This is a genomic window from Streptomyces atroolivaceus (assembly GCF_000717025.1).
Taxonomy (GTDB): Bacteria; Actinomycetota; Actinomycetes; order Streptomycetales; family Streptomycetaceae; genus Streptomyces; species Streptomyces atroolivaceus.
Genome location: NZ_JNXG01000001.1, coordinates 39654 through 60165, shown reverse-complemented (window position 1 = coordinate 60165; position 20512 = coordinate 39654). Strand labels below are relative to the sequence as shown.

22 protein-coding genes are annotated in these 20512 nt (G+C 71.0%); 12 read left to right on the top strand and 10 right to left on the bottom strand.

Translation table 11 applies throughout. From position 1 onward, the window contains the following. Positions 1-64: 64 nt before the first annotated feature. The 5 genes from tilS to OO67_RS00270 all read left to right on the top strand — a co-directional run bounded on the left by tilS (position 65) and on the right by OO67_RS00270 (position 5323). On the top strand, positions 65-1138 hold the full coding sequence (tilS, locus tag OO67_RS00290; RefSeq protein ID WP_033296511.1) for a tRNA lysidine(34) synthetase TilS: 1074 nt from the start codon (positions 65-67) through the stop codon (positions 1136-1138). Positions 1139-1238: 100 nt separating this feature from the next. Then, positions 1239-1778 (top strand): hypoxanthine phosphoribosyltransferase, encoded by a 540-nt coding sequence (gene hpt, locus OO67_RS00285; protein WP_033296979.1) that lies wholly within the window; start codon positions 1239-1241, stop codon positions 1776-1778. 210 nt (positions 1779-1988) lie between these two features. Next, on the top strand, positions 1989-4040 hold the full coding sequence (ftsH, locus tag OO67_RS00280; RefSeq protein ID WP_033296510.1) for an ATP-dependent zinc metalloprotease FtsH: 2052 nt from the start codon (positions 1989-1991) through the stop codon (positions 4038-4040). 183 nt (positions 4041-4223) lie between these two features. After that, the gene (folE, locus tag OO67_RS00275; RefSeq protein WP_033296509.1) at positions 4224-4829 is read left to right on the top strand and encodes a GTP cyclohydrolase I FolE; all 606 of its coding nucleotides are present in this window, start codon (positions 4224-4226) and stop codon (positions 4827-4829) included. Between the two features lie 143 nt (positions 4830-4972). Then, complete coding sequence (locus OO67_RS00270) at positions 4973-5323, top strand: VOC family protein (protein WP_033296508.1); 351 nt, start codon at positions 4973-4975, stop codon at positions 5321-5323. A gap of 108 nt (positions 5324-5431) precedes the next feature. Here OO67_RS00270 and OO67_RS00265 read toward each other — a convergent pair whose 3' ends face one another. The 6 genes from OO67_RS00265 to OO67_RS00240 all read right to left on the bottom strand — a co-directional run bounded on the left by OO67_RS00265 (position 5432) and on the right by OO67_RS00240 (position 9900). Further along, positions 5432-5917, bottom strand: coding sequence for a DUF3180 domain-containing protein (locus OO67_RS00265; protein ID WP_033296507.1), 486 nt, complete (start codon positions 5915-5917; stop codon positions 5432-5434). 67 nt (positions 5918-5984) lie between these two features. Next, positions 5985-6596, bottom strand: coding sequence for a 2-amino-4-hydroxy-6-hydroxymethyldihydropteridine diphosphokinase (gene folK / locus OO67_RS00260; protein WP_033296506.1), 612 nt, complete (start codon positions 6594-6596; stop codon positions 5985-5987). Then, the gene (gene folB, locus OO67_RS00255; protein WP_033296505.1) at positions 6593-6952 is read right to left on the bottom strand and encodes a dihydroneopterin aldolase; all 360 of its coding nucleotides are present in this window, start codon (positions 6950-6952) and stop codon (positions 6593-6595) included. Before folB ends, folK begins: the two co-directional genes overlap by 4 nt. A 194-nt stretch (positions 6953-7146) precedes the next feature. Then, positions 7147-7629 carry a nuclear transport factor 2 family protein gene (locus tag OO67_RS00250; RefSeq protein WP_033296504.1) on the bottom strand — a complete coding sequence of 161 codons (483 nt, stop codon included), beginning with the start codon at positions 7627-7629 and terminating at the stop codon, positions 7147-7149. Then, positions 7626-8486: a dihydropteroate synthase gene (folP, locus tag OO67_RS00245; protein ID WP_033296503.1), complete on the bottom strand. Its 861-nt coding sequence runs from the start codon at positions 8484-8486 to the stop codon at positions 7626-7628. Before folP ends, OO67_RS00250 begins: the two co-directional genes overlap by 4 nt. Positions 8487-8724: 238 nt before the next feature. Next, entirely contained in the window at positions 8725-9900 is a 1176-nt protein-coding gene (locus OO67_RS00240) for an ABC transporter ATP-binding protein (RefSeq protein ID WP_033296502.1), read from the bottom strand. 141 nt (positions 9901-10041) lie between these two features. Between OO67_RS00240 and OO67_RS00235 the strand changes: the two genes are divergently transcribed. The 4 genes from OO67_RS00235 (at position 10042) to OO67_RS00220 (ending at position 13605) form a co-directional block, all read left to right on the top strand. Further along, a complete protein-coding gene (locus OO67_RS00235) occupies positions 10042-10761 on the top strand; it encodes an ABC transporter permease (protein ID WP_033296501.1) in 720 nt (239 codons plus the stop codon). A 3-nt stretch (positions 10762-10764) separates the two neighbouring features. Next, on the top strand, positions 10765-11439 hold the full coding sequence (locus OO67_RS00230) for an ABC transporter permease (protein WP_033296500.1): 675 nt from the start codon (positions 10765-10767) through the stop codon (positions 11437-11439). Between the two features lie 52 nt (positions 11440-11491). Beyond that, on the top strand, positions 11492-12472 hold the full coding sequence (locus OO67_RS00225) for an ABC transporter substrate-binding protein (RefSeq protein WP_033296499.1): 981 nt from the start codon (positions 11492-11494) through the stop codon (positions 12470-12472). A gap of 104 nt (positions 12473-12576) precedes the next feature. After that, on the top strand, positions 12577-13605 hold the full coding sequence (locus tag OO67_RS00220) for a hypothetical protein (RefSeq protein WP_051709042.1): 1029 nt from the start codon (positions 12577-12579) through the stop codon (positions 13603-13605). A 46-nt stretch (positions 13606-13651) separates the two neighbouring features. On the opposite strand, the gene OO67_RS00215 is transcribed toward OO67_RS00220, so the two are convergent. After that, on the bottom strand, positions 13652-14794 hold the full coding sequence (locus OO67_RS00215) for an NADH-quinone oxidoreductase subunit D (protein ID WP_033296497.1): 1143 nt from the start codon (positions 14792-14794) through the stop codon (positions 13652-13654). Continuing rightward, complete coding sequence (locus OO67_RS00210; RefSeq protein WP_033296496.1) at positions 14791-15792, bottom strand: SAM-dependent methyltransferase; 1002 nt, start codon at positions 15790-15792, stop codon at positions 14791-14793. Before OO67_RS00210 ends, OO67_RS00215 begins: the two co-directional genes overlap by 4 nt. Before the next feature lie 96 nt (positions 15793-15888). Here OO67_RS00210 and OO67_RS00205 point away from each other — a divergent pair, with 96 nt between their 5' ends. Further along, the gene (locus OO67_RS00205) at positions 15889-17097 is read left to right on the top strand and encodes a sensor histidine kinase (RefSeq protein ID WP_033296495.1); all 1209 of its coding nucleotides are present in this window, start codon (positions 15889-15891) and stop codon (positions 17095-17097) included. Positions 17098-17116: 19 nt separating this feature from the next. Next, positions 17117-17791 carry a response regulator gene (locus tag OO67_RS00200; protein ID WP_033296494.1) on the top strand — a complete coding sequence of 225 codons (675 nt, stop codon included), beginning with the start codon at positions 17117-17119 and terminating at the stop codon, positions 17789-17791. Between the two features lie 60 nt (positions 17792-17851). Here the strand turns inward: OO67_RS00200 and OO67_RS00195 are convergent, their stop codons facing one another. Further along, entirely contained in the window at positions 17852-18964 is a 1113-nt protein-coding gene (locus OO67_RS00195) for a DUF5937 family protein (RefSeq protein ID WP_033296493.1), read from the bottom strand. A 104-nt stretch (positions 18965-19068) separates the two neighbouring features. Here OO67_RS00195 and OO67_RS38870 point away from each other — a divergent pair, with 104 nt between their 5' ends. Further along, positions 19069-19227 (top strand): hypothetical protein, encoded by a 159-nt coding sequence (locus tag OO67_RS38870; protein ID WP_167748624.1) that lies wholly within the window; start codon positions 19069-19071, stop codon positions 19225-19227. A 5-nt stretch (positions 19228-19232) separates the two neighbouring features. On the opposite strand, the gene OO67_RS00190 is transcribed toward OO67_RS38870, so the two are convergent. Then, positions 19233-20378: a threonine aldolase family protein gene (locus OO67_RS00190; protein ID WP_033296492.1), complete on the bottom strand. Its 1146-nt coding sequence runs from the start codon at positions 20376-20378 to the stop codon at positions 19233-19235. Positions 20379-20512: the final 134 nt, after the last annotated feature.

Sequence of the window (20512 nt, the reverse complement as noted above, 5' to 3'; positions counted from 1 at the left end):
TGACGGGACTCCGTCCCGCGCACTCCGAGGCGCCCCCCAAAACTTCACCCGAAGGGCACCGGACATGGGTCCCCATCCAGCGGTCGCGGCGATACGCCTGGCGGTCCGCCGCGTACTCCACGACGTCGTCACCGAACACAACCGTCACACCGAACAGGCGAGCCACGCCGAGTTCGCCGAAGCCGGGGCGGGCGGGAGGCGTTCCGCGCTCCCCGAACGGCCCGACACCCCGCTGGTGCTGGTCGCGTGCTCCGGGGGTGCCGACTCCATGGCGCTCGCCTCCGCCCTCGCCTTCGAGTCGCGGAAGCTACCCGTCCGCGCCGGCGGCATCACCGTCGACCACAATCTCCAGCCCGGCTCCGGACTCCGCGCCGACGAGGTCGTCGCCCGCCTCGCCGAGATGCTGCTCGACCCGGTCGAGGCCGTCTCCGTGCGGGTCGGCCGCGACGGCGGCCCCGAGGCGGCCGCCCGTGACGCCCGCTACGCCGCCCTGGACGCCGCGGCGGAGCGCCACGGCGCCGCCGCCGTGCTCCTCGGCCACACCCGCGACGACCAGGCCGAGACGGTCCTGCTGGGCCTCGCCCGGGGGTCGGGTATCCGCTCGCTCTCCGGGATGGCCGCCGCCTCCGGCCCCGCCGGCCGCTACCGCCGCCCGTTCCTGCAGCTCGACCGGCAGACCGCCCGCAAGGCATGCCTGGTCCAGTCGATCCCCGTCTGGGACGACCCGCACAACGTCGACCCCGCCTACACCCGCTCCCGGCTGCGTCACGAAGGCCTGCCCGCCCTGGAGAAGGCGCTGGGCAAAGGTGTCGTGGAAGCCCTCGCCCGTACGGCGCAGCTCTCCCGCGACGATGCCGACGCCCTCGACACCTGGGCGGCGGAGGCCGCCCGCTCGGTCCGTGACGACGCCGGACGGCTGGAGTGCGCCAAACTCTCCGTCCTGCCGCCCGCGGTACGCCGCCGGGTGCTGCGCCGGGCCGTGATCGACGCCGGTTCCCCCGCGGGTTCGCTCTTCGCCCGCCACATCGAGGAAGTGGACCGGCTCATCACCGGCTGGCGAGGCCAGGGGGCCATCAACCTGCCCGGCCGCGTCGAGGTGCGGCGGCAGGGTGGCAGACTGGTGATTCGGCAGAGCTGAAGCGCAAGCGGCTGAAGTGCAGGCGAAACGCCGGTCCGGTCCCGGGGAGCAGTCCAGGTCCGGCAGGGCAGAGAAAGAGACGCGGGTGAACGAGAAGGACATGGGCACCGACCTCGAGTCGGTGCTCCTCACCAAGGAAGAGATCGACGCGAAGCTCGTCGAGCTGGCAGCGAAGATCGACGCGGAGTACGCGGGCAAGGACCTGCTCATCATCGGCGTGCTCAAGGGCGCGGTGATGGTGATGGCGGACCTGGCCCGCGCGCTGTCCACCCCCGTCACCATGGACTGGATGGCCGTCTCGTCGTACGGCGCAGGCACCCAGTCCTCCGGCGTCGTCCGGATCCTCAAGGACCTCGACACCGACATCAAGGGCAAGCACGTCCTGATCGTCGAGGACATCATCGACTCCGGTCTGACGCTCTCCTGGCTGCTGACCAACCTCGGCTCGCGCGAACCCGCGAGCCTGGAGGTCTGCACGCTGCTCCGCAAGCCGGATGCCGCGAAGGTCGCGATCGACGTGAAGTGGGTCGGCTTCGACATCCCCAACGAGTTCGTCGTCGGCTACGGGCTCGACTACGCCGAGAAGTACCGCAACCTCCCCTTCGTCGGCACGCTCGCCCCTCACGTCTACGGCGGCTGAGACGCCGCCCCCGACGGGGCCTGGCCGAACCCGCCCGGACTCCTGGGAACCCTCGTGGCGTTCGGGCCGTTGGAGCCTTCGGAGACGGGTTTGTCAGACCTCCCCTGCGGTCACGGGTGACAATGCTGGGGTACCGTCCGAAGAACAGTCTTTTCTCACAGCAGCATTTACCTACGGGCAGGAGGGACGGGGCGACTTCGCTCCGTATGGATGGACGTGAAGCGATACTTCCGTGGGCCGGTCATGTGGATCGTGCTGGCCGTCCTCGCCGTGGTCGTGTTGATGCAGGTCGTCGGCTCGTCCGGCGGCTACAAGACGGTGGACACCGGCAAGGTCGTCCAGGCGATCAGCAAGAACCAGGTGGAGCAGGCCAAGCTGACCACCGGTGACGAACAGATCCTGAAGATCGAGCTGAAGGACAAGGAAAAGCTCCAGGGCGAGTCCGGCAGCAAGTTCCAGGCGAGCTACATCGGCAACCAGGGTGTCGAACTCGCCGACACGCTGCAGAAGAAGTTCGAGAGCGGTGACATCGAGAAGGGTTACACCGTCTCGCCGTCGAAGCAGTCCCCGTTCGTCTCGATCCTTCTCTCCCTGCTGCCCTTCGTCCTGATCGTGGTCGTGTTCCTGTTTCTGATGAATCAGATGCAGGGCGGCGGCTCCAAGGTCATGCAGTTCGGCAAGTCCAAGGCCAAGCTGATCACCAAGGACACGCCGAAGACGACGTTCGCCGATGTGGCGGGGTCGGACGAGGCCGTCGAGGAACTGTACGAGATCAAGGAATTCCTCCAGGAGCCGGCGAAGTTCCAGGCCGTCGGCGCCAAGATCCCCAAGGGTGTCCTGCTGTACGGGCCGCCCGGTACGGGTAAGACGCTGCTCGCACGCGCCGTCGCCGGCGAGGCGGGCGTTCCGTTCTACTCAATCTCCGGTTCCGACTTCGTCGAGATGTTCGTCGGCGTCGGTGCCTCCCGTGTCCGTGACCTCTTCGAGCAGGCCAAGGCGAACGCCCCGGCGATCGTCTTCGTCGACGAGATCGACGCCGTCGGCCGGCACCGCGGTGCCGGCATGGGCGGCGGCCACGACGAGCGCGAGCAGACGCTCAACCAGCTGCTCGTCGAGATGGACGGCTTCGACGTGAAGGGCGGCGTCATCCTGATCGCCGCCACGAACCGGCCGGACATCCTGGACCCGGCGCTGCTGCGTCCCGGGCGCTTCGACCGGCAGATCGCCGTCGACCGGCCGGACATGCAGGGCCGCCTCGAGATCCTCAAGGTGCACCAGAAGGGCAAGCCGGTCGCGGAGGACGTCGACCTCAACGCGGTTGCCCGTCGCACGCCCGGCTTCACCGGTGCCGACCTGTCGAACGTGCTGAACGAAGCGGCGCTCCTGACGGCGCGCAGCAACAAGAAGCTGATCGACAACCACATGCTCGACGAGGCCATCGACCGCGTCGTGGCGGGTCCGCAGAAGCGGACCCGGATCATGTCCGAGAAGGAAAAGAAGATCACCGCGTACCACGAGGGCGGACACGCCCTGGTCGCGGCGGCCTCACCCCAGTCGGACCCGGTCCACAAGATCACGATTCTCTCCCGCGGCCGTGCCCTCGGTTACACGATGGTGCTCCCGGAAGAGGACAAGTACTCCACGACGCGCAACGAGATGCTCGACCAGCTGGCGTACATGCTGGGCGGGCGCGCTGCCGAGGAGCTGGTCTTCCACGACCCGACGACCGGTGCTGCGAACGACATCGAGAAGGCCACTGCCACGGCCCGCGCGATGGTCACGCAGTACGGCATGACCGAGCGCCTGGGTGCGATCAAGTTCGGTGGAGACAACACCGAGCCGTTCGTGGGCCGGGAGATGGGCCACCAGCGCGACTACTCGGAAGAGGTCGCGGCGCTGGTCGACGAAGAGGTCAAGAAGCTCATCGAGACCGCGCACAACGACGCGTGGGAAATTCTCGTCGAGAACCGCGACATCCTCGACGCCCTGGTCCTCGAGCTCCTCGAGAAGGAGACGCTCGGCAAGGAGCAGATCGCCGAGATCTTCGCCCCGATCGTGAAGCGCCCGGCTCGCCCGGCGTGGACCGGTTCGGCCCTGCGTACCCCGTCGACGCGTCCGCCCGTGCTCTCTCCCAAGGAGCTGGCCCTCACCAACGGCTCTGCCAATGGCTCGGGCACTCCGGAGATCGCCCCGACGGACATCACGTCGAAGAACACCGGTACCTCCACGGAGGCGCTCCCCGAGGATCGCCCCGAGAGCTAGCCCCTGCCCGACCCGGTGTGGCCCCCGTCACGGGGGCCCCACCAGGCCCGGAATGGATGCCGCGCCCCCCAGGTTCTAGCCTGTGGGGGCGCGGCTTTTCCGTATGCCTGCGCTGTGCCTGCCGTATTTCCCTGAGGTCCGGGCGGGTCCGCGCATGTGACTGCACAGAGGAACGAGGCACAGATGACCGACCCGGTGACGCTCGACGGGCAGGGTTCGATCGGCGTATTCGACGAGAAGCGGGCCGAGTCCGCTGTACGGGAACTCCTCATCGCTGTCGGCGAGGACCCCGACCGGGAGGGACTGCGCGAGACCCCGGGCCGAGTGGCGCGTGCCTACAAGGAGATATTCGCCGGTCTCCACCAGGAGCCCGAGGACGTCCTCACCACCACGTTCGACCTCGGTCACGACGAGATGGTGCTGGTCAAGGACATCGAGGTCTTCAGCACCTGCGAGCACCACCTGGTGCCGTTCCACGGTGTCGCGCACGTCGGCTACATCCCGGCGACGAGCGGCAAGATCACGGGTCTGTCGAAGCTGGCCCGGCTGGTCGACGTCTACGCCAGGCGGCCGCAGGTCCAGGAGAGGCTCACCACGCAGATCGCCGACTCCCTGATGGCCATCCTGGAGCCGCGCGGGGTCATCGTCGTCATCGAGTGCGAGCACATGTGCATGTCGATGCGGGGCATCCGCAAGCCCGGAGCCAAGACGATCACGTCCGCGGTCCGTGGCCAGCTGCGCGATCCGGCCACGCGCGCCGAGGCGATGAGTCTCATCATGGCGCGCTAGAAGGGGCGGGGGCGGGCGGACCGGCTGACAATGCCTGGGACGACGGGCGCACCGGCGCGGGGCAGCGACGAATCCGCGCGGGGGCGGGAGCCGCCCGTAGGGGAGCGGCGTACGGCCGGTCCCACCAGGGAGAGGAGCGTTCCATGGCATTCACTCATGTGCTGGCCGTAGCGCCCGTGATGGCCATCGAGCCGGCGGTGGAGTGGTACGAGCGGCTTCTCGGCCGTCCGGCCGACGCCAGGCCCATGGACGGGCTGGCCGACTGGCACATCTCCCCGTACGCCTGGCTCCAGGTGTTCGAGTCGCCCGAGCAGGCCGGCGGGACCCTGGTGAATCTGGTGGTCGACGACCTGGACCGGGCGCTCTCGGAACTCGCCGGCCGGGGGATCACGGCCGGGGGGACCGAGCCGGGCTCGCAGGGTGTGCGGTTCGCCGCCGTCCACGATCCCGACGGCAACCGGGTCACCCTGATCGAGAACCCGGTGGAGGGCTGACCCGGGAAGTGACCCCCGGGCCGGCCGGGGGACCGGTCGTCCCGGAGCGCGGCGGGTGCGAGTGAGAGTGCGCGTGCCCTGGCGGGCCGGGAGGGCCGTTCCGGGCCCTCAGGCGGCCTGGGCCGTGTTCCGGTCGTCGTCGCCGTTCTCCGGGAGCTTGCAGACCCGCTCGAGGAAGACGGCCGCGGCGATGACCGCGATGCCGGCCAGCACGGCGAAGCCCGCGTAGATGGCCTGATCCCGCCGGGGCGGCACGTCCAGGGAGCCGAGCAGGAAGACCCCCGTGCCGCCGTACATCCCCGCGACCAGCGCGGCGACGAGCGCGCTCGCCTGGCCGAAGACGACGGCGCGCGCCGCCATCATCGGCTCCACGCCCTTCGCCCCGGGGCGACGCTCCCGCTGCGCACGAAGCCGCGCGCGGATCGAGAGAGCCGTGGCCAGCAGGACGACGGCGATCACGGCGAGCACGACGGGCGCGGCGAGCGGCACGCTCGGCAGCGTCCCCAGGGAGTCCCAGAGGCGGGCTCCGCCCCAGGACAGCACGCCGGCTCCGGCGAAGAGTCCGGCCAGGAGTCCGAGCCGTAGTTGCTTCACCGAGAGTGCCGCCCTTCGTCACCGTGCCCGTCGTTCGCCCGTAGGCGGTCGTCCTTGAGCCTAACGACTACTCGGGGAGACGGAGTTCCAGGTCGGGCCGGGGAAGCACTCCCTCGCGGCCCACGCCCTCCAGCAGACCGGCGACCGGGCCGGCGCCGGGCAGTTGGGCCTCCGGGTCCACGTCGTGCCAGGGGGCGAGGACGAAGGCGCGCTCGTGGGCGCGCGGGTGCGGGAGCGTCAGCAGCGGGTCGTCGGAGACCACGTCGGCGTACGACACGATGTCGACGTCGAGGGTGCGCGGCCCCCAGCGCTCCTCGCGGACACGGTCGAAGGCCTCCTCGACGGCCTGGCCGCGCTCCAGCAGGGAGGAGGGCGGCAGGGTCGTCTTCACGACGACCACCGCGTTGAAGTACGAGGGCTGCGAGCCGGGGGCGACGCCCCAGGGCTCCGTCTCGTAGACCGGGGAGACCGCTTTGACGCGGAGGCCGGGGGTGTCCTCCAGGGCGTCGACGGCGCCCTGGATGGTCTCCAGCCGGTTGCCGAGGTTGGAGCCGAGGGAGATCACGGCCAGTTTGGGGTTGGAGAGGGTGACGTCTGCCGCGTCCACCTGCTCGACCACGGCGGCGGGAACCGGCTGTACGGTCGGGTCGCTCTGCCCCTCGGTGGAAAATGCAGTCATGCTCGGCTCCGGGTGATGGTGATGGTCACGTCGTCGAAGGGGACGGTGATCGGTGCATCCGGCTTGTGGACGACCACCTCGACCTCCTCGACCCCTTGGTGCTTGAGGCACTGCTGCGCGATGCGCTCCGCGAGGGTCTCGATCAGATCGACCGGCTCACCCTTGACGACGTCGACGACCTCCTCCGCGACCACGCCGTAGTGGACGGTCTTCGACAGGTCGTCGGCGGCGGCCGCGGGGCGGGTGTCGAGGCCGAGCACCAGGTCCACGATGAAGGTCTGGCCCTCTTCCCGTTCCCTGGGGAAGACACCGTGGTGCCCACGGGCCTTGAGGCCGCGCAGCGCGACACGATCCACGCGAATCACTCCTGCTGTTCGTCGTCTCCGGAGGCACCCGGCCGCGTGCGGGCGGTGAGGTGCCGTCTGTCGAATCTACCCGCGAGCACCGACAGCGCCCGCCCGCGGGGGCGCGGGCCGGCCCGGCAGGGGGTTGGTAGCCGCGTATACCCGGCGATCGGCGGATCCAATCCCCCGTGAGCCGCTCCACCCGTTCAGGCGGTCGGCTCCTCGTCCTCTTCCTCACCGGTTTCGGCCAGTACGGGGGATCCGTGGTGGGACCAGAGCTTCCAGCCCTCCGGTGTGCGCCGGAACACATTGGTGGCGACGACGAGCTGGCCGACGAGCGGGCCGAGCGCGTCGCCCTCCTCCGCGGGGCCGCCGCTGAGGATGTTCTCGGTGCAGGTCACCAGGGCGGTGTCGCCGGTCATGGAGACCCCGACATCGGTCAGGAAGAACTGGATGTACTCGGTGTTGGCCATGATCAGCGCATAGCTGCGCAGCACCTCGCCGCGTCCGGTGAGCACCGGCCAGCCGGGGTGGACGCAGGACACGGTGAGGTCCTCGCCCGGCAGCCACAGGGCGGAGAGCTCGTCGAGGTCGCCGTGTTCCATCGCCTCGTAGAAGGCGGTGTTGGCCTGCTCGACCGCCGCGATGTCGGCGGCGGCCTCCTCGTGCTCGTCGCGCGCGGCGCTCACGCGGCTCCCTCGACGGCGCGGGCGACCCGCACCGCGTCCGCCGTGGGCCGTACCGCGTGCACCCGGACCGCCCAGGCGCCCGCGGCGGCGGAGAGGGCGGAGACCGCGGCGGTCGCGGCGTCCCGCTCGCGGGCGGGCGGCGGAGCCGCGCCCCCGCCGGCCAGGACGTGGCCGAGGAAACGTTTGCGTGAGGCGGCGACGAGCAGTGGCCTGCCCAGGTCGCGCAGGCGGTCGAGGTGCGCGACCAGTGCGAGGTCCTGGGCGGCGTCCTTGGCGAAACCGAGCCCCGGGTCGATCACCAGCTTCTCCGGGTCCACCCCGCCCTCGATCACGGCCTCCATGCGCTTCGTCAGCTCGGCGACGACTTCGCCCACGACGTCCCCGTAGACCGCGCGGCTGTTCATCGACTCGCTGAAACCGCGCCAGTGCATGACGACGAACGGCACCCCGGCGTCGGCGACGACCGGGATCATGCCGGGGTCGGCGAGGCCGCCGCTCACGTCGTTGACCAGGACGGCACCGGCGGCGACGGCCTGTTCGGCCACGCCGGCGCGCATGGTGTCCACGGAGACGGTGACGCCCTCGGAGGCCAGCCCCCGCACGACGGGGATCACTCGCCGCAGTTCCTCGGCCTCGTCCACCCTGCTCGCGCCCGGGCGGGTCGACTCACCTCCGACGTCGATCAGGTCCGCACCTTCGGCCACCAGTTCGAGGCCGTGCTTGATCGCCGCCGTGGTGTCGAACCAGTGACCTCCGTCGGAGAAGGAGTCCGGCGTCACGTTGACGACTCCCATGACCGCGCAGCGGTCCCACTCCGGCAGGCCCCGCACCGTGCCCCGTCCTCGCAACGTACTCATGCGACCAGCCTAGGCCCGGGGAGCGGCCTGCCGGGCCCCGGCGGTGCGGTGATCACCGCAGGATCCGTCGCGGGCGGAGCGGCACCGGGCCCGGAAGGCCCTTCGCCGTGAGCCCATGGCCGTGAGCCCACCGCCGGGGATCCGCGCGCACCGGTTCAGCCGGATGGACGGTGGCGACGGCCCGCGCGTCCCCGCCGACGGCGAGAGGGCCTCACCTCGGGGCGGTGGGAGGACCCGCTCACGGGGAGCCGACGCCGGCCACGCTCTCCACGGCGACCTCGGCGCGCGGCACGTCCTGCGCGTCCGCGTCGATCGAGCGGCGCAGCGCCTCGTGGAGGCGGGCCGGGGTGAGTACGCCCAGGAAACGGCCGGTGCCCTCCTTGTCGATGACGGCGATCCAGCCCGCGTCGTGCTGCAGCATCGTGGCGAAGGCCTGTTTGAGCGGCGCTCCGAGCGGAAGCCACGCGTCCATGCGCCGGGCGTGCTCACGGACCGTGCCCTTGGCCGGCACTCCGCCGCCGGCCGGAATCCAGCCGTGCAGATTGTCCTGACCGTCGAGGACGACGGCCCAGCGCGCGCCCTCGGCCCGCAGACGCTCGGTCGCCTTCGTCAGCGGGTCGTCGAGATGGACGACCGGCGGCTGGTCCAGGTCGCTCTCCTCGACCGGCGTGACCGAGAGCCGCTTCAGGCCGCGGTCCGCCCCGACGAAGTCGGCGACGTACGGCGTCGCCGGGGCGCCGAGCACCGAGGCCGGGGAGTCGAACTGCTCGATGCGGCCGTGCCCGTACACCGCGATCCGGTCGCCGAGCCGGACGGCTTCCTCGATGTCGTGGGTGACGAACAACACGGTCTTGCGGACCTGTGCCTGCAGTTTCAGGAATTCGTTCTGCAGCCTTTCCCGTACGACCGGATCGACCGCCCCGAAAGGCTCGTCCATCAGCAGTACCGGCGGGTCGGCGGCCAGGGCCCGGGCCACTCCGACCCGTTGGCGCTGACCGCCCGAAAGCTGCTCGGGATAGCGGCCGCCATAAACGGACGGATCCAGTCCGACGAGGTCGAGCAGTTCGGCGGCGCGCTTCCTGCCCTTTTCCCGCCCCCAGCCCAGGAGGTGGGGAACGGTCGCCGTGTTCTCCAGGACCGTTCTGTGCGGGAAGAGCCCGACCTGCTGGATGACATAGCCGATACGTCGGCGGAGCCGGACGGGGTCGATGGTGGATATGTCGTCCCCGTCGAGGAATATCCGGCCGTCGGTCGGTTCGATCAGACGGTTCACCATTTTCATGGTGGTCGTCTTGCCGCAGCCGGAAGGCCCTACGAGCGTGACCAGTTCACCCTCGGCGACCTCGAAGGAAAGGTCGTCGACGGCGGTGGTGCCGTCCGCGTACCGCTTGGTGACGTGCTCGAAACGGATCATGATTCCCCATTGTGGCGCGGGTTCTGTGAAGCCCATGTTGCCGGAATACGACAGCCTCGGCGATTGTCGGTGGTCGGGGATAGGGTCACCCAGGACCGGAACGGTGGCGGCGTCGCGAGTGCGAGCAGGAGGTGGGGGCGGGTGGCCGAGCAGAACTGCCTGGTGGAGAACGACTGGATCTGCGGGGAGTATCTGCGCTCCCGCGGTCATGAGTTGGCCGAAGCGACCGTCCAGCACATCTGGATCACGGCGGCCTCCGTGCTGATAGGGCTCGCGGTGGCATTTCCCCTCGCGCTGCTCGCGCGCCGCGGCCGGCATTTCGCGGGTCCGGTGCTGGGTCTGACGACCGTGCTCTACACCGTGCCGTCGCTGGCGATGTTCTCGTTGCTGCTGCCGCTGTTCGGTCTCTCCGCGGCGCTCGTCGTCACCGGCCTGGTGCTCTATTCGCTGACCATTCTCGTGCGCAACATCCTGGCCGGTCTCGAAGCGGTCCCGCAGGAGGCCAGGGAAGCCGCGAAGGGCATGGGGTACGGGCCGGTCCGGCTTCTCTGGGAGGTCGAACTCCCCCTCGCGCTGCCCGCACTGATGGCGGGACTGCGGATCGCCACGGTGTCGACGGTCGCGCTGACCACGGTCGGCTCCCTCGTGGGCAAGGGGGGTCTCGGGAATCTCATCGAGGACGCGCTGCCCAGCTTCTTCAAGGCCCAGGTGCTCACCGCCTCCGTGCTCTGCGTGCTGCTCGCGGTGGCCGCGGATCTGCTGTTGCTCGGTGTGCAACGCCTGCTCACGCCCTGGACCCGGATACGGACGCCCGCCAGGGCATCCGCCGGGGCGGGCATCGCGAAGACGGAGGCGGTCTGATCCATGGGAGTCATCGGGGAGGCGTGGACCTGGCTCACCACCGGCGCCAACTGGTCGGGGGACGGCGGGGCGGCACACCGGCTGGCCGAGCACCTGTACGTCAGCGGGATCGCCCTGGCGGTGGCCTGTGCCGTCGCGCTGCCGGTCGCGCTGTACCTGGGACACGTGGGCAAGGGAGGCGCGCTGGCCGTCAACCTCTCCAACGTGGGCCGGGCGGTCCCGGTGTTCGCGGTGCTGGCCCTCTTCATGATGACGCCCCTGCGCAACTCCGGATATCTGCCCACGGTCATCGCGCTGGTGCTGTTCGCCGTGCCGCCGCTGCTGACCAACGCCTACGTCGGGATGACGGGGGTGGACCGGTCGGTGCTGGAGGCCGCACGGGGCATGGGGATGTCCGGCCGGCAGCTCTTCGTGCGGGTGGAGCTCCCGCTCGCCTACCCGATGATCATGACCGGCCTCCGGTCCGCCGCCGTCCAGGTGATCGCCACCGCCTCGATCGCGGCGATGGTCGGTCTCGGTGGGCTGGGACGCATCATCACCGCCGGATTCAACACCTATGACACCGCGCAGGTCTTCGCGGGCGCCGTGCTCGTGGCCCTCCTGGCCCTGGTGGTGGAGGGCGTCCTCGTGGCGCTGGACCGGCTGCTGTCGCCCTTGCGCCGCCGCCGGACAGCATGAACGCGCGGGCTGTTCGGACTGTGCACACCATTTTTCGCGGACGGAGTACAACATGAGCAGGACCTCGCGCATAGCGGGTGCGGTCATCGGAGCGGTGGCGCTGGCAGGGTCGCTCGCCGCCTGCGGCGGCGACAGCCTGGAGAAGGAGAAGAGCGGCTCGGACAAGGGTTCCGGCGCCGGCTCGGGGAAGGGCTCGCTCGTCGTGGGCGCGGCCGGCTTCACCGAGTCCAAGGTGCTCGCCGAGCTGTACGCCCAGGTCCTGGGCGACGCCGGGTACGACACCTCGATCACCACGGTGAAGAACCGTGAACTGTACGAGCCCTCGCTGGAGAAGGGCGAGATCGACGTCGTCCCGGAATACGCGGCGACCCTCGCGGAATTCCTCAACGCCAAGGTCAACGGAGCGGAGGAGGCGGAGAAGAAGCCGGTCGCCTCCGGTGACGTGACAGCCACCGTCGCCGCTCTGGAGAAGCTCGCCACCCCGCTCGGACTGAAGGTCCTTCCGGCGGGCAAGGCGGTCGACCAGAACGCCTTCGCGGTGTCGAAGGAATTCGCCGAGAAGAACAACCTCACGACGCTTTCCGATCTCGGCAGCTCGAAGATCAAGGTGAAGATCGCGGCGGGCGACGAGTGCGAGGTGCGCCCGTTCTGCGCGCCTGGACTGAAGAAGACGTACGGCATCGACGTCACCGGGATCGACCCGAAGGGCGTCGGTACGCCGCAGTCCAAGCAGGCGGTCAAGGACGGGAAGGACCAACTGGTCCTCACGACCACCACGGACGCGGTGCTCGACTCCTACGGTCTGGTGTTCCTGGAGGACGACAAGAAGCTGCAGAACGCGGACAACGTCCTTCCGGTACTGAATGCCGAGGATGCCGGTGCTCCGGAGATCGCCGAGGCGCTCGGGAAGCTCACCGGCGCACTCACCACGGAGGATCTCGCGGAACTGAACCGCAAGGTCGACGCGGAGCGTGCCAAGCCCGCCGATGCGGCCGGGGACTATCTCCGGTCGAAGGGGCTGATCAAGAAGTAAAAAGGCGTATGTGAGGGCCACTTGAGAGGCCGGCAGGTAACCGGCGGGGAACAGATTGCCGGGCGGTCTCCCAAGTGACCCGCACGCACGGTAAATTTCGGGCCATGCCACGAGGACGCCACCGCCATTCACCACCCCTCCACAGAATCCTGCCTCCCGCCGTGGTGGCCGGAGTGCCGGCCGTCTGCGCCGCCGGAGCCTGGGTCCTCGCGGAACCCCTGGCTCTGCGCGCCCTGGTGGCGGTGACAGCGGCCGCCGCTGTCACCGGTGCCTGTCTGATGCGCAGCTGGGACCGGGCCGCGGGGCTGCGCGTGGCGGAACTGACCCGCGCCCGGGCCAGCGACGAGTGGAAGACCGAGGAGCGCATAGCCGAACTCGAGGCGGACCTCGAGGAATCACGGGAGCTGCGCACCCGGCTGGAGACCAAGCTGCGCCGCAAGCGGGTGGAGCTGGCGGGGCTGCGGGGCGAGCACGCCGCGCTGCTGCGCCGGTACGCCAACGCCGAGACGGAGCGGGCCAGCGCACTGGAAGGGCGCAGGCAGCTCGCCATCGAGGCGTCCGGACCGCGGGAGCTCGCGCCCGCGCGGTCCACGCCGACGCCCGGTGCGTATCTGCTCGCGGCGCAGGCACTGCGGGACCTGCCCCGCAACGCGGCCCTGCAGGAGGCGCGCCGCACGGCCGAGCTCGCCCGGCAGCGCGACATCGCCGAGCGGTCCGCGGAGCGTGACACGGAGGGCGACGGCCGGAAGGGGAAGCACGCGGCGGCCGCCGGAGCGGGTGACCTCCAGCACCGCCGCCCCCAGCCCTCCCGCACCGCACCGCAGCTGTCACCCGCAGCCGTGCGCCCGGCTCGCGCCGTACCGGCCGCGTCCGCCGTCGTTCCCCAGGCCGCGGCGCGCCGTCACCTCGTCCCGCAGGGAAGCTTCGACTTCTTCGGTACGCAGAAGGCGGACGCCGCGATCGAGTCGGTGCAGAACGAGGACCTCGCGGACGTCGTGGGCGAGGAGGCGCTGGCGGCGCACCGTACGGGCGCGGCCGAGAACCGCGCCGTCGGCAAGGTCATCGACCTGACGGCGCACGACGAGACGGAGCAGCTGGAAGTCGTCGAGCTGCGCAGCGCGGTCTCCTCGTAGCCGCGGGCCCGCCCCGGGAGGCGTTCCTCCCGGCGGTGGGCCCCGGCTACTTGTCGATGTCCCCGACGACGAAGAAGAGGGACCCCAGGATCGCCACCATGTCGGCGACGAGCGTGCCGGGCAGCAGCTCGGTGAGTGCCTGGATGTTGTTGAACGAGGCGGAGCGCAGCTTCAGCCGGTACGGGGTCTTCTCGCCCGTGGACACCAGGTAGTAGCCGTTGATGCCCAGCGGATTCTCGGTCCACGCGTAGGTGTGGCCCTCCGGGGCCTTCAGCACCTTGGGCAGCCGCTGGTTGATGGGTCCGGGCGCCAGATCGGCCATCCGGTCCAGGCACGCGTCGGCGAGGTCCAGGGCGTTGTGCGTCTGCTCCAGGAGGCATTCGAACCGGGCGAGGCAGTCGCCCTCGGTCCGGGTGACGACCTCGAGCGTGTCCCGCAGCTCCCCGTAGGCGAGATACGGCTCGTCGCGCCGCAGGTCGAAGTCGACCCCGGAGGCCCTGGCGATCGGCCCGGACACCCCGTACGCGTGCACGGCCTCGGCGGACAGCACGCCCACCCCGCGGGTGCGGCCCCGGAAGATCTCGTTGCCGAGGACCAGCCGGTCGTAGACGTCCATGCGTGAACGTACGGACGCCACGGCGTCCCTGGCCCGGCCGAGCCAGCCCGCGGGCAGGTCCTCCTTGAGGCCGCCGACCCGGTTGAACATGTAGTGCATCCGGCCGCCGGAGATCTCCTCCATCGCGGCCTGGAGTTCCTCGCGTTCCCGGAACGCGTGGAACATCGGGGTGATCCCACCCAGTTCGAGCGGGTAGGAGCCGAGGAACATCAGATGGTTGAGCACCCGGTTCAGCTCCGCCAGCAGCGTCCTCGTCCAGACGGCGCGCTCGGGGACCTCCATGCCGAGCATCCGCTCGACGGCCATGACGACCCCGAGCTCGTTGGAGAACGCCGACAGCCAGTCGTGGCGGTTGGCGAGCATGATGATCTGCCGGTAGTCCCTGGCCTCGAAGAGCTTCTCGGCGCCCCGGTGCATGTAGCCGACGACGGGCTCGGCCTGCTGGATCCGCTCACCGTCCAGGACGAGCCGGAGCCGGAGCACCCCGTGTGTGGAGGGGTGCTGCGGACCGATGTTCAGCACCATGTCGGTGCTCTCCGCCGCGCCGCCGATGCCGATCGTCGTCTCCGTCATGCGGGACAGTATCCCCCTTCACGGTCCGGCACCCGCTGCCGCAGCCAGCCGAAGTCGCCCAGCCCGCCCCGCGCCGTCAGCTCCGCCGCCTCCCCGGCCGACGCGAGCGCCCGCACGTAGCCGACGGGATCGGCCGACGCCGCCGCCAGCGGCGGACGTTCGCCGCTGATGCCCAGTTCCCGCAGCGCCGTCCGCTGGTCCAGGAGTTCGGCCGCGCCGTCCGCCGCCGCCGCGCAGGCGTCCAGCGCCACGTGTGAGGTCAGGTCACAGCTTCCGTCGGGCACGGGCGGCACCTCTCGGCCTTCCCGGAATCCGGTGAGCGTCCCGAACGGCGGTCTCGACGCCCGTACATGGGCGTAGTCCACGGCCACCGCGGCGCCGCCGGCCAGCGACGCCACGGCCCGGGCCCAGGCCTCGTCGCGGGGCCGGCCGATCTCCGCACGGCCGCCGGGCCGGGACAGCGGCCACCAGCGGCTCAGCCACCGGGCGTCCGCACCGGCCACCGGATCGCCGAGCCGCTCCGTGCCGTCGGCCCTCCGCACGAGGACGTAGCGGGGCACCCCGTCCGCGTCGGCCTCGGCGATGTCCGTCGGGACGTTGTCCAGCCACTCGTTGGCGAACAGCAGCCCCCGCACGCCCTGCGGGATTTCGGCGCACCACTCCACGGCCGGGTCCAGGCCGGGCGGGCGCGGGGCGATCTCCACGGCGTACGCCCGTACGGTGAGGCCGGGGGCCAGGTTCCCGTCCCGCAGGGCAGCCAGCACCCCGGCCGACAGCTCGCCGCGGCCCGCTCCCACGTCCACCAGGGCGACCGAGTCCGTCCCCAGCTCCCGTGCCGTGCCGGCCAGCAGCCGGGCGACGGCGGTGGCGAACAGGGGGGAGGCGTGCACCGAGGTGCGGAAGTGGCCCGCGGGGCCCTCCGGTCTCCGGTAGAACCCCTCTTCCCCGTACAAAGCGGTCTCGGCGGCTTCCCGCCAGCGGCACCAGTCATCCGTCACATAGGCAAGTCTCCACCTTGGGGAGTACGGTCCCAGGACCCGGATCGGCCCTTCGGCGGACCCGGGCACCGATCAGCTGTCCCTACGCTGGGTAACGTGCAGCGCTTCTACGATTTCATCCGCAGACACCCGACGGGCGTCGACATCCTCTGGGCTGTCCTCCTCCTCGGGTTCTCCGGCGTGTCCATCGTGGCCGACCAGGTCGGTGCCGGCCGGGAGCGCGTCGCCGCGGTGCCGATCGCGGTGGGCCTGTGCACGGTGGTCGCCCTGCGCCGCCGGGCGCCGGAGAAGATGCTGCTGCTCGCGATCCTGATGGGGCTCGCCCAGCTGCTGTTCGGGGTGCGGCCCAACGCGGCCGACTTCGCCATGCTGGTGATCACCTACACCGTGGCGACGGCGGGGGAGCGCTGGGCGTCCCGGCTCGCCCTCGGATGCAGTCTGACCGCGGCGGGGATCTCACGACTGCGCTGGTCCGACGGGGCCCCTACGGGCGGCTGGGCGCAGACGGTCTCCTACATCGTCGTCATGACCGTGCCCTTCGTCCTGGCCTGGGTGCTCGGCGACTCGATACGCACCCGGCGGGCCTACTTCAGTCAGCTGGAGGAACGGGCCGCACGGCTGGAGCGGGAGCGCGAGGCGCAGTCGAAGGTCGCCGTCGCCGCCGAACGGGCCCGTATCGCCCGCGAACTGCACGACGTCGTCGCGCACAACGTCTCGGTGATGGTGGTCCAGGCCGACGGCGCCGCGTACGTCATGGACTCGTCCCCGGATCAGGCCCGGCAGGCGCTGGAGACCATCTCCGGCACCGGCCGCCAGGCACTCGCCGAGATGCGGCGGCTGCTGGGAGTGCTCAGGACCGGCGATTCCGAGGAGAGCGGGGAGTACGTCCCCCAGCCCGACGTCGAGCAGATCGAGGAGCTCGTCGGCAAGGTCAGGGAGACCGGTCTCGCGGTGGACTTCAAGATCGAGGGCACTCCGCGTCCTCTGCCGAGCGGGGTCGAGCTGACCGCCTACCGCATCGTCCAGGAGGCGCTCACCAACACCCGCAAGCACGGCGGCCCCGACGCCGGGGCGAGCGTGCGGCTCGTCTACTTCGACGACGGGCTCGGCCTGCTGGTCGAGGACGACGGCCGCGGCGCCCCGCACGAGCTCTACGAGGACGGCGGGGCCGACGGCGCGGGGCAGGGAATGATCGGCATGCGCGAGCGGGTCGGCATGGTCGGCGGCACGCTGGACGCGGGCCCGCGCCAGGGCGGCGGCTTCAGGATCAGCGCCCTGCTCCCGCTCAAGCCGGCCAACCAGTGACAGAAGGACAGGACAGTTCATGGCGATCCGAGTGATGCTCGTCGACGACCAGGTGCTGCTGCGCACCGGTTTCCGGATGGTGCTCGCCGCCCAGCCGGACATGGAGGTCGTCGCGGAGGCGGGCGACGGGGCCGAGGCGATCGAGGTGCTGCGGTCCACGGCCGTCGACGTGGTGCTGATGGACGTACGCATGCCACGTCTGGACGGAGTCGAGGCGACCCGGCGCATCTGCGCGAGCACCGACCCGCCCAAGGTGCTGATCCTGACGACGTTCGACCTGGACGAGTACGCCTTCTCCGGCCTGAAGGCCGGCGCGAGCGGCTTCATGCTCAAGGACGTGCCGCCCGGCGAACTTCTCTCCGCGATCCGCTCGGTGCACAGCGGTGACGCCGTCGTGGCACCGTCCACGACCCGCAGGCTGCTCGACCGGTTCTCGCCGATGCTGCCGAGCGGCCGGAAGGAACCTCGGCACAAGCGTGTCGAGAAGCTGACCGAGCGCGAGCGCGAGGTGATGCTGCTGGTCGCCCAGGGCCTGTCGAACGGCGAGATCGCGGGCCGCCTGGTGCTGTCCGAGGCGACCGTGAAGACCCACGTGGGCCGCATCCTCACCAAACTGGGCCTGCGCGACCGTGTCCAGGTGGTCGTCCTCGCGTACGAGACGGGCCTGGTCAGGGCCGGCGGCGGAACGGGCTGACCCACCTGGCCCCCGCGCCCCGGGGACGGCCGGCCACCCCGCGGGCGGGCACGGCGGCGCTCACCGCAGTACGCCCTCCAGGAAGTCGCTGCCCAGGCGGGCGACGGCCGTCAGATCCAGCGAGTGCAGGACGTAGCGTCCGCGCCGGCGGGTGGTGGCCAGGCCGGCCCTCTTGAGCACGGCCAGGTGGCGGGATACCTCGGGGGGCGTGATGCCGTGCGAGTCCGCGAGTTCGCCCGTGGTGCAGGGAGAACGGGCCAGGTTGCGGCAGATCCGCATCCGCATGGGGTTGGCCAGCGCCTCCATCCGGAGCTGGAGGAGCTCGACGGAGGCGGGGGAGGGAAGTTCGGGGCGGTGCACCGGGTAGTGGATCACCGGACGCCAGCCGGGGGCGTGAAGCACCGTCAGATGCGGCCAGCCGAAGCTGGTCGGGATGAGGGTGAGGCCGGCGCCCGCAGCCGTGCCCGTGGCCTCCGTCCTGCCCGTGGTCAGCTTGTCGACACTGATCCTGCCGGTCTCCTCGTCCAGCGTGAGAGCCGCGGAGACCGCGCCCAGCGCGGCGCCGACGCCCTTGTGCCGCAGCACCTCCGTCTTGTGCCGGGCGTCGGCGGCCAGCTGGACCTGTGCCCGCCGCCAGGTGTCCGCGAAGAAGGCGCGGTCGCAGTCCTCGAAGAGGCGCCTGACCCAGCCGCGTACGGAGCCGGGGGCGGCCAGCAGCTGCCGGGTGAAGGCCAGCTGCTTCGGGCCCCGGGCCGATGCCATGTCGAGCGCGCGTGTCCGCATCCCGGCGTCGGCGAGCGGCGAGGGCGCTCCCGTCCCGTACAGGCTCGCGCAGGTGAACTCCAGGGCGGCAGAGACGAACCGCTCGTCGTCGAGCCGGTCGAGGATGTCCAGGTCCTCGGCGAGGGTCGCGCCGGTCCTGCCGTCGCCGCCTCGGACACCGGCGAACGGCATGAAGACGTCGGAGAAGGCGTTCCGCCACAGGAAGTCCGCCTCGTGCAGCCGGTCCGCGAGGTCCGGTTCCAGGGCTGCGGAGGTCGCGGTCGCCCAGCCGTGCAGGCCGGGGTGGTGCCCCGGCTCGGAGAGCGCGTGGAGGGCGAGCCCCAGCTCCGCGAGGGGGGAGATCTCGAAAACGATGCGCTCGGGAGGCAGGCCCGCGATGTCGATGTGCACACTCACCCCTCCATGGTGCGGGTCGAGGGGGCGGGGTCCGGTCCCACTTGACCGCGGTCGTCAATCCACGGGCGGAGTCGCCGGCCCGGGGCCAGGCTGGATGTATGGACATCGTTCAGCAGTACATGCTCGACAGCTGTCGCGCCGCTCAGCACGGTGAGGCGCCGCCCCCGCCGCCCGGTGCGCACGAGCGGGACGTCCTGCGCACCCTCCGCAGGCGCATCCGTGCCTGGACGGCCGTGCACAGGCCGCCCCTCCCCTGAGACGCCTACGCCAGCCGTTCCACGAAATCCGCCACCGCTCCCCGAACGTCGCCGGCCGTCCACTCCAGTCCCGGCGCAGCCACCGTGACCTCGGTGAACGAGAGTCCCGGCGGCCCCGCCGGAGCCGCGAACCAGCGGCGGAAGAGGGTCACACCCGTCTCCTCGGCCTGCCGCACCGACGCCTCGTCCAGCACCTCCGCGGCGTACGGCAGCCAGACCCTGAACTGGTGTGTGTGCGGCGGCTCGGGGTGGACCCGGCACCACGGCACCTCCGACCCCTCGAATCCCCCCGCCAGCGCGCCGGCGACCACCTTCGCCTGCGCCACGTAGGACGGCAGCCTCGGCAGCTCCCGCTCCAGGCCCAGCAGGGCGGACAGGGCGGCCGGATACTGCTGGAAGAGCTGACCGCCGTACCGGTGGCGCCAGGTCCGCGCTTCCTCGATCAGTGACTCGGGGCCGGCGAGGACCGCTCCGGACAGCCCGTCCAGGGACTTGTAGAACGACACGTACACACTGTCGGCGAGGGCCGCGATCTCCGGCAGACCGCGCCCGAGGTGCGACGTGCACTCCCACAGGCGCGCCCCGTCCAGATGCACCACCGCGTCCCGCTCCCGCGCGGCGGCCACGACGGCCTCCAGCTCCTCCCAGGAGGGCAGGACGAAGCCGGCGTCACGCAAAGGCAGTTCCAGCATCAGAGTGCCGAACGGCTCGGGGAAGTCCCGGATCTCGTCCGCGGTGGGGAGGCGGGGCGCGGTCGTCGGATGCACCGTGCGCAGGCCGCTCACCGAGGTGAGCGCGCCCCGCTCGTGGACCTCCGGGTGGGAGAGCGGATGCAGCGCCACGGCCCGGTCACCCGTACGCCCCGCCCAGCACCGCAGCGCGACCTGCTGGGCCATCGTGCCGGTCGGGAAGAAGGCCGCGGCCTCCATGCCCAGCAGATCCGCCGTGCGCCGCTCGGCCTCGGCGACGACCCCGTCGCCGTACACATCCGTCCACTCGCCGAGGTCGTGGACCGTGCCGGCGTCGGCGGCCAGCGCGGCCAGCCGCTCGGCCAGCGTGTGGTCCGCGGACATCCGCGCCAGTACCTTCCCGGACCGCCGCCACGCGGTCAGCCTGCGGTTCCGTTGCTGCTGCTCATCGGTGACTCCCATGGGACGATCATCGCCCGCGTCACGCCGCCCATCGCGCGTTCCCGTGCCGCCGAAAGTTATCCACAGGGTGTGGACGGCTGGGGGGTGTGCCGAAACGCTGGCGTAGCATGCAGAGGAATCGTCCGGTACCCCCC

Bases quoted from the DNA above. Each gene is read 5' to 3' on its own strand.
- folK (WP_033296506.1), bottom strand. From the start codon at position 6,596: ATGACTGCATTTTCCACCGAGGGGCAGAGCGACCCGACCGTACAGCCG.
- OO67_RS00240 (WP_033296502.1), bottom strand. From the start codon at position 9,900: ATGATCCGTTTCGAGCACGTCACCAAGCGGTACGCGGACGGCACCACC.
- folP (WP_033296503.1), bottom strand. From the start codon at position 8,486: ATGAGTACGTTGCGAGGACGGGGCACGGTGCGGGGCCTGCCGGAGTGG.
- OO67_RS00270 (WP_033296508.1), top strand. From the start codon at position 4,973: ATGGCATTCACTCATGTGCTGGCCGTAGCGCCCGTGATGGCCATCGAG.
- OO67_RS00225 (WP_033296499.1), top strand. From the start codon at position 11,492: ATGAGCAGGACCTCGCGCATAGCGGGTGCGGTCATCGGAGCGGTGGCG.
- ftsH (WP_033296510.1), top strand. From the start codon at position 1,989: ATGGACGTGAAGCGATACTTCCGTGGGCCGGTCATGTGGATCGTGCTG.
- tilS (WP_033296511.1), top strand. From the start codon at position 65: ATGGGTCCCCATCCAGCGGTCGCGGCGATACGCCTGGCGGTCCGCCGC.
- folE (WP_033296509.1), top strand. From the start codon at position 4,224: ATGACCGACCCGGTGACGCTCGACGGGCAGGGTTCGATCGGCGTATTC.
- OO67_RS38870 (WP_167748624.1), top strand. From the start codon at position 19,069: ATGGACATCGTTCAGCAGTACATGCTCGACAGCTGTCGCGCCGCTCAG.
- OO67_RS00215 (WP_033296497.1), bottom strand. From the start codon at position 14,794: ATGACGGAGACGACGATCGGCATCGGCGGCGCGGCGGAGAGCACCGAC.
- hpt (WP_033296979.1), top strand. From the start codon at position 1,239: ATGGGCACCGACCTCGAGTCGGTGCTCCTCACCAAGGAAGAGATCGAC.
- OO67_RS00230 (WP_033296500.1), top strand. From the start codon at position 10,765: ATGGGAGTCATCGGGGAGGCGTGGACCTGGCTCACCACCGGCGCCAAC.
- OO67_RS00220 (WP_051709042.1), top strand. From the start codon at position 12,577: ATGCCACGAGGACGCCACCGCCATTCACCACCCCTCCACAGAATCCTG.
- OO67_RS00200 (WP_033296494.1), top strand. From the start codon at position 17,117: ATGGCGATCCGAGTGATGCTCGTCGACGACCAGGTGCTGCTGCGCACC.
- OO67_RS00190 (WP_033296492.1), bottom strand. From the start codon at position 20,378: ATGGGAGTCACCGATGAGCAGCAGCAACGGAACCGCAGGCTGACCGCG.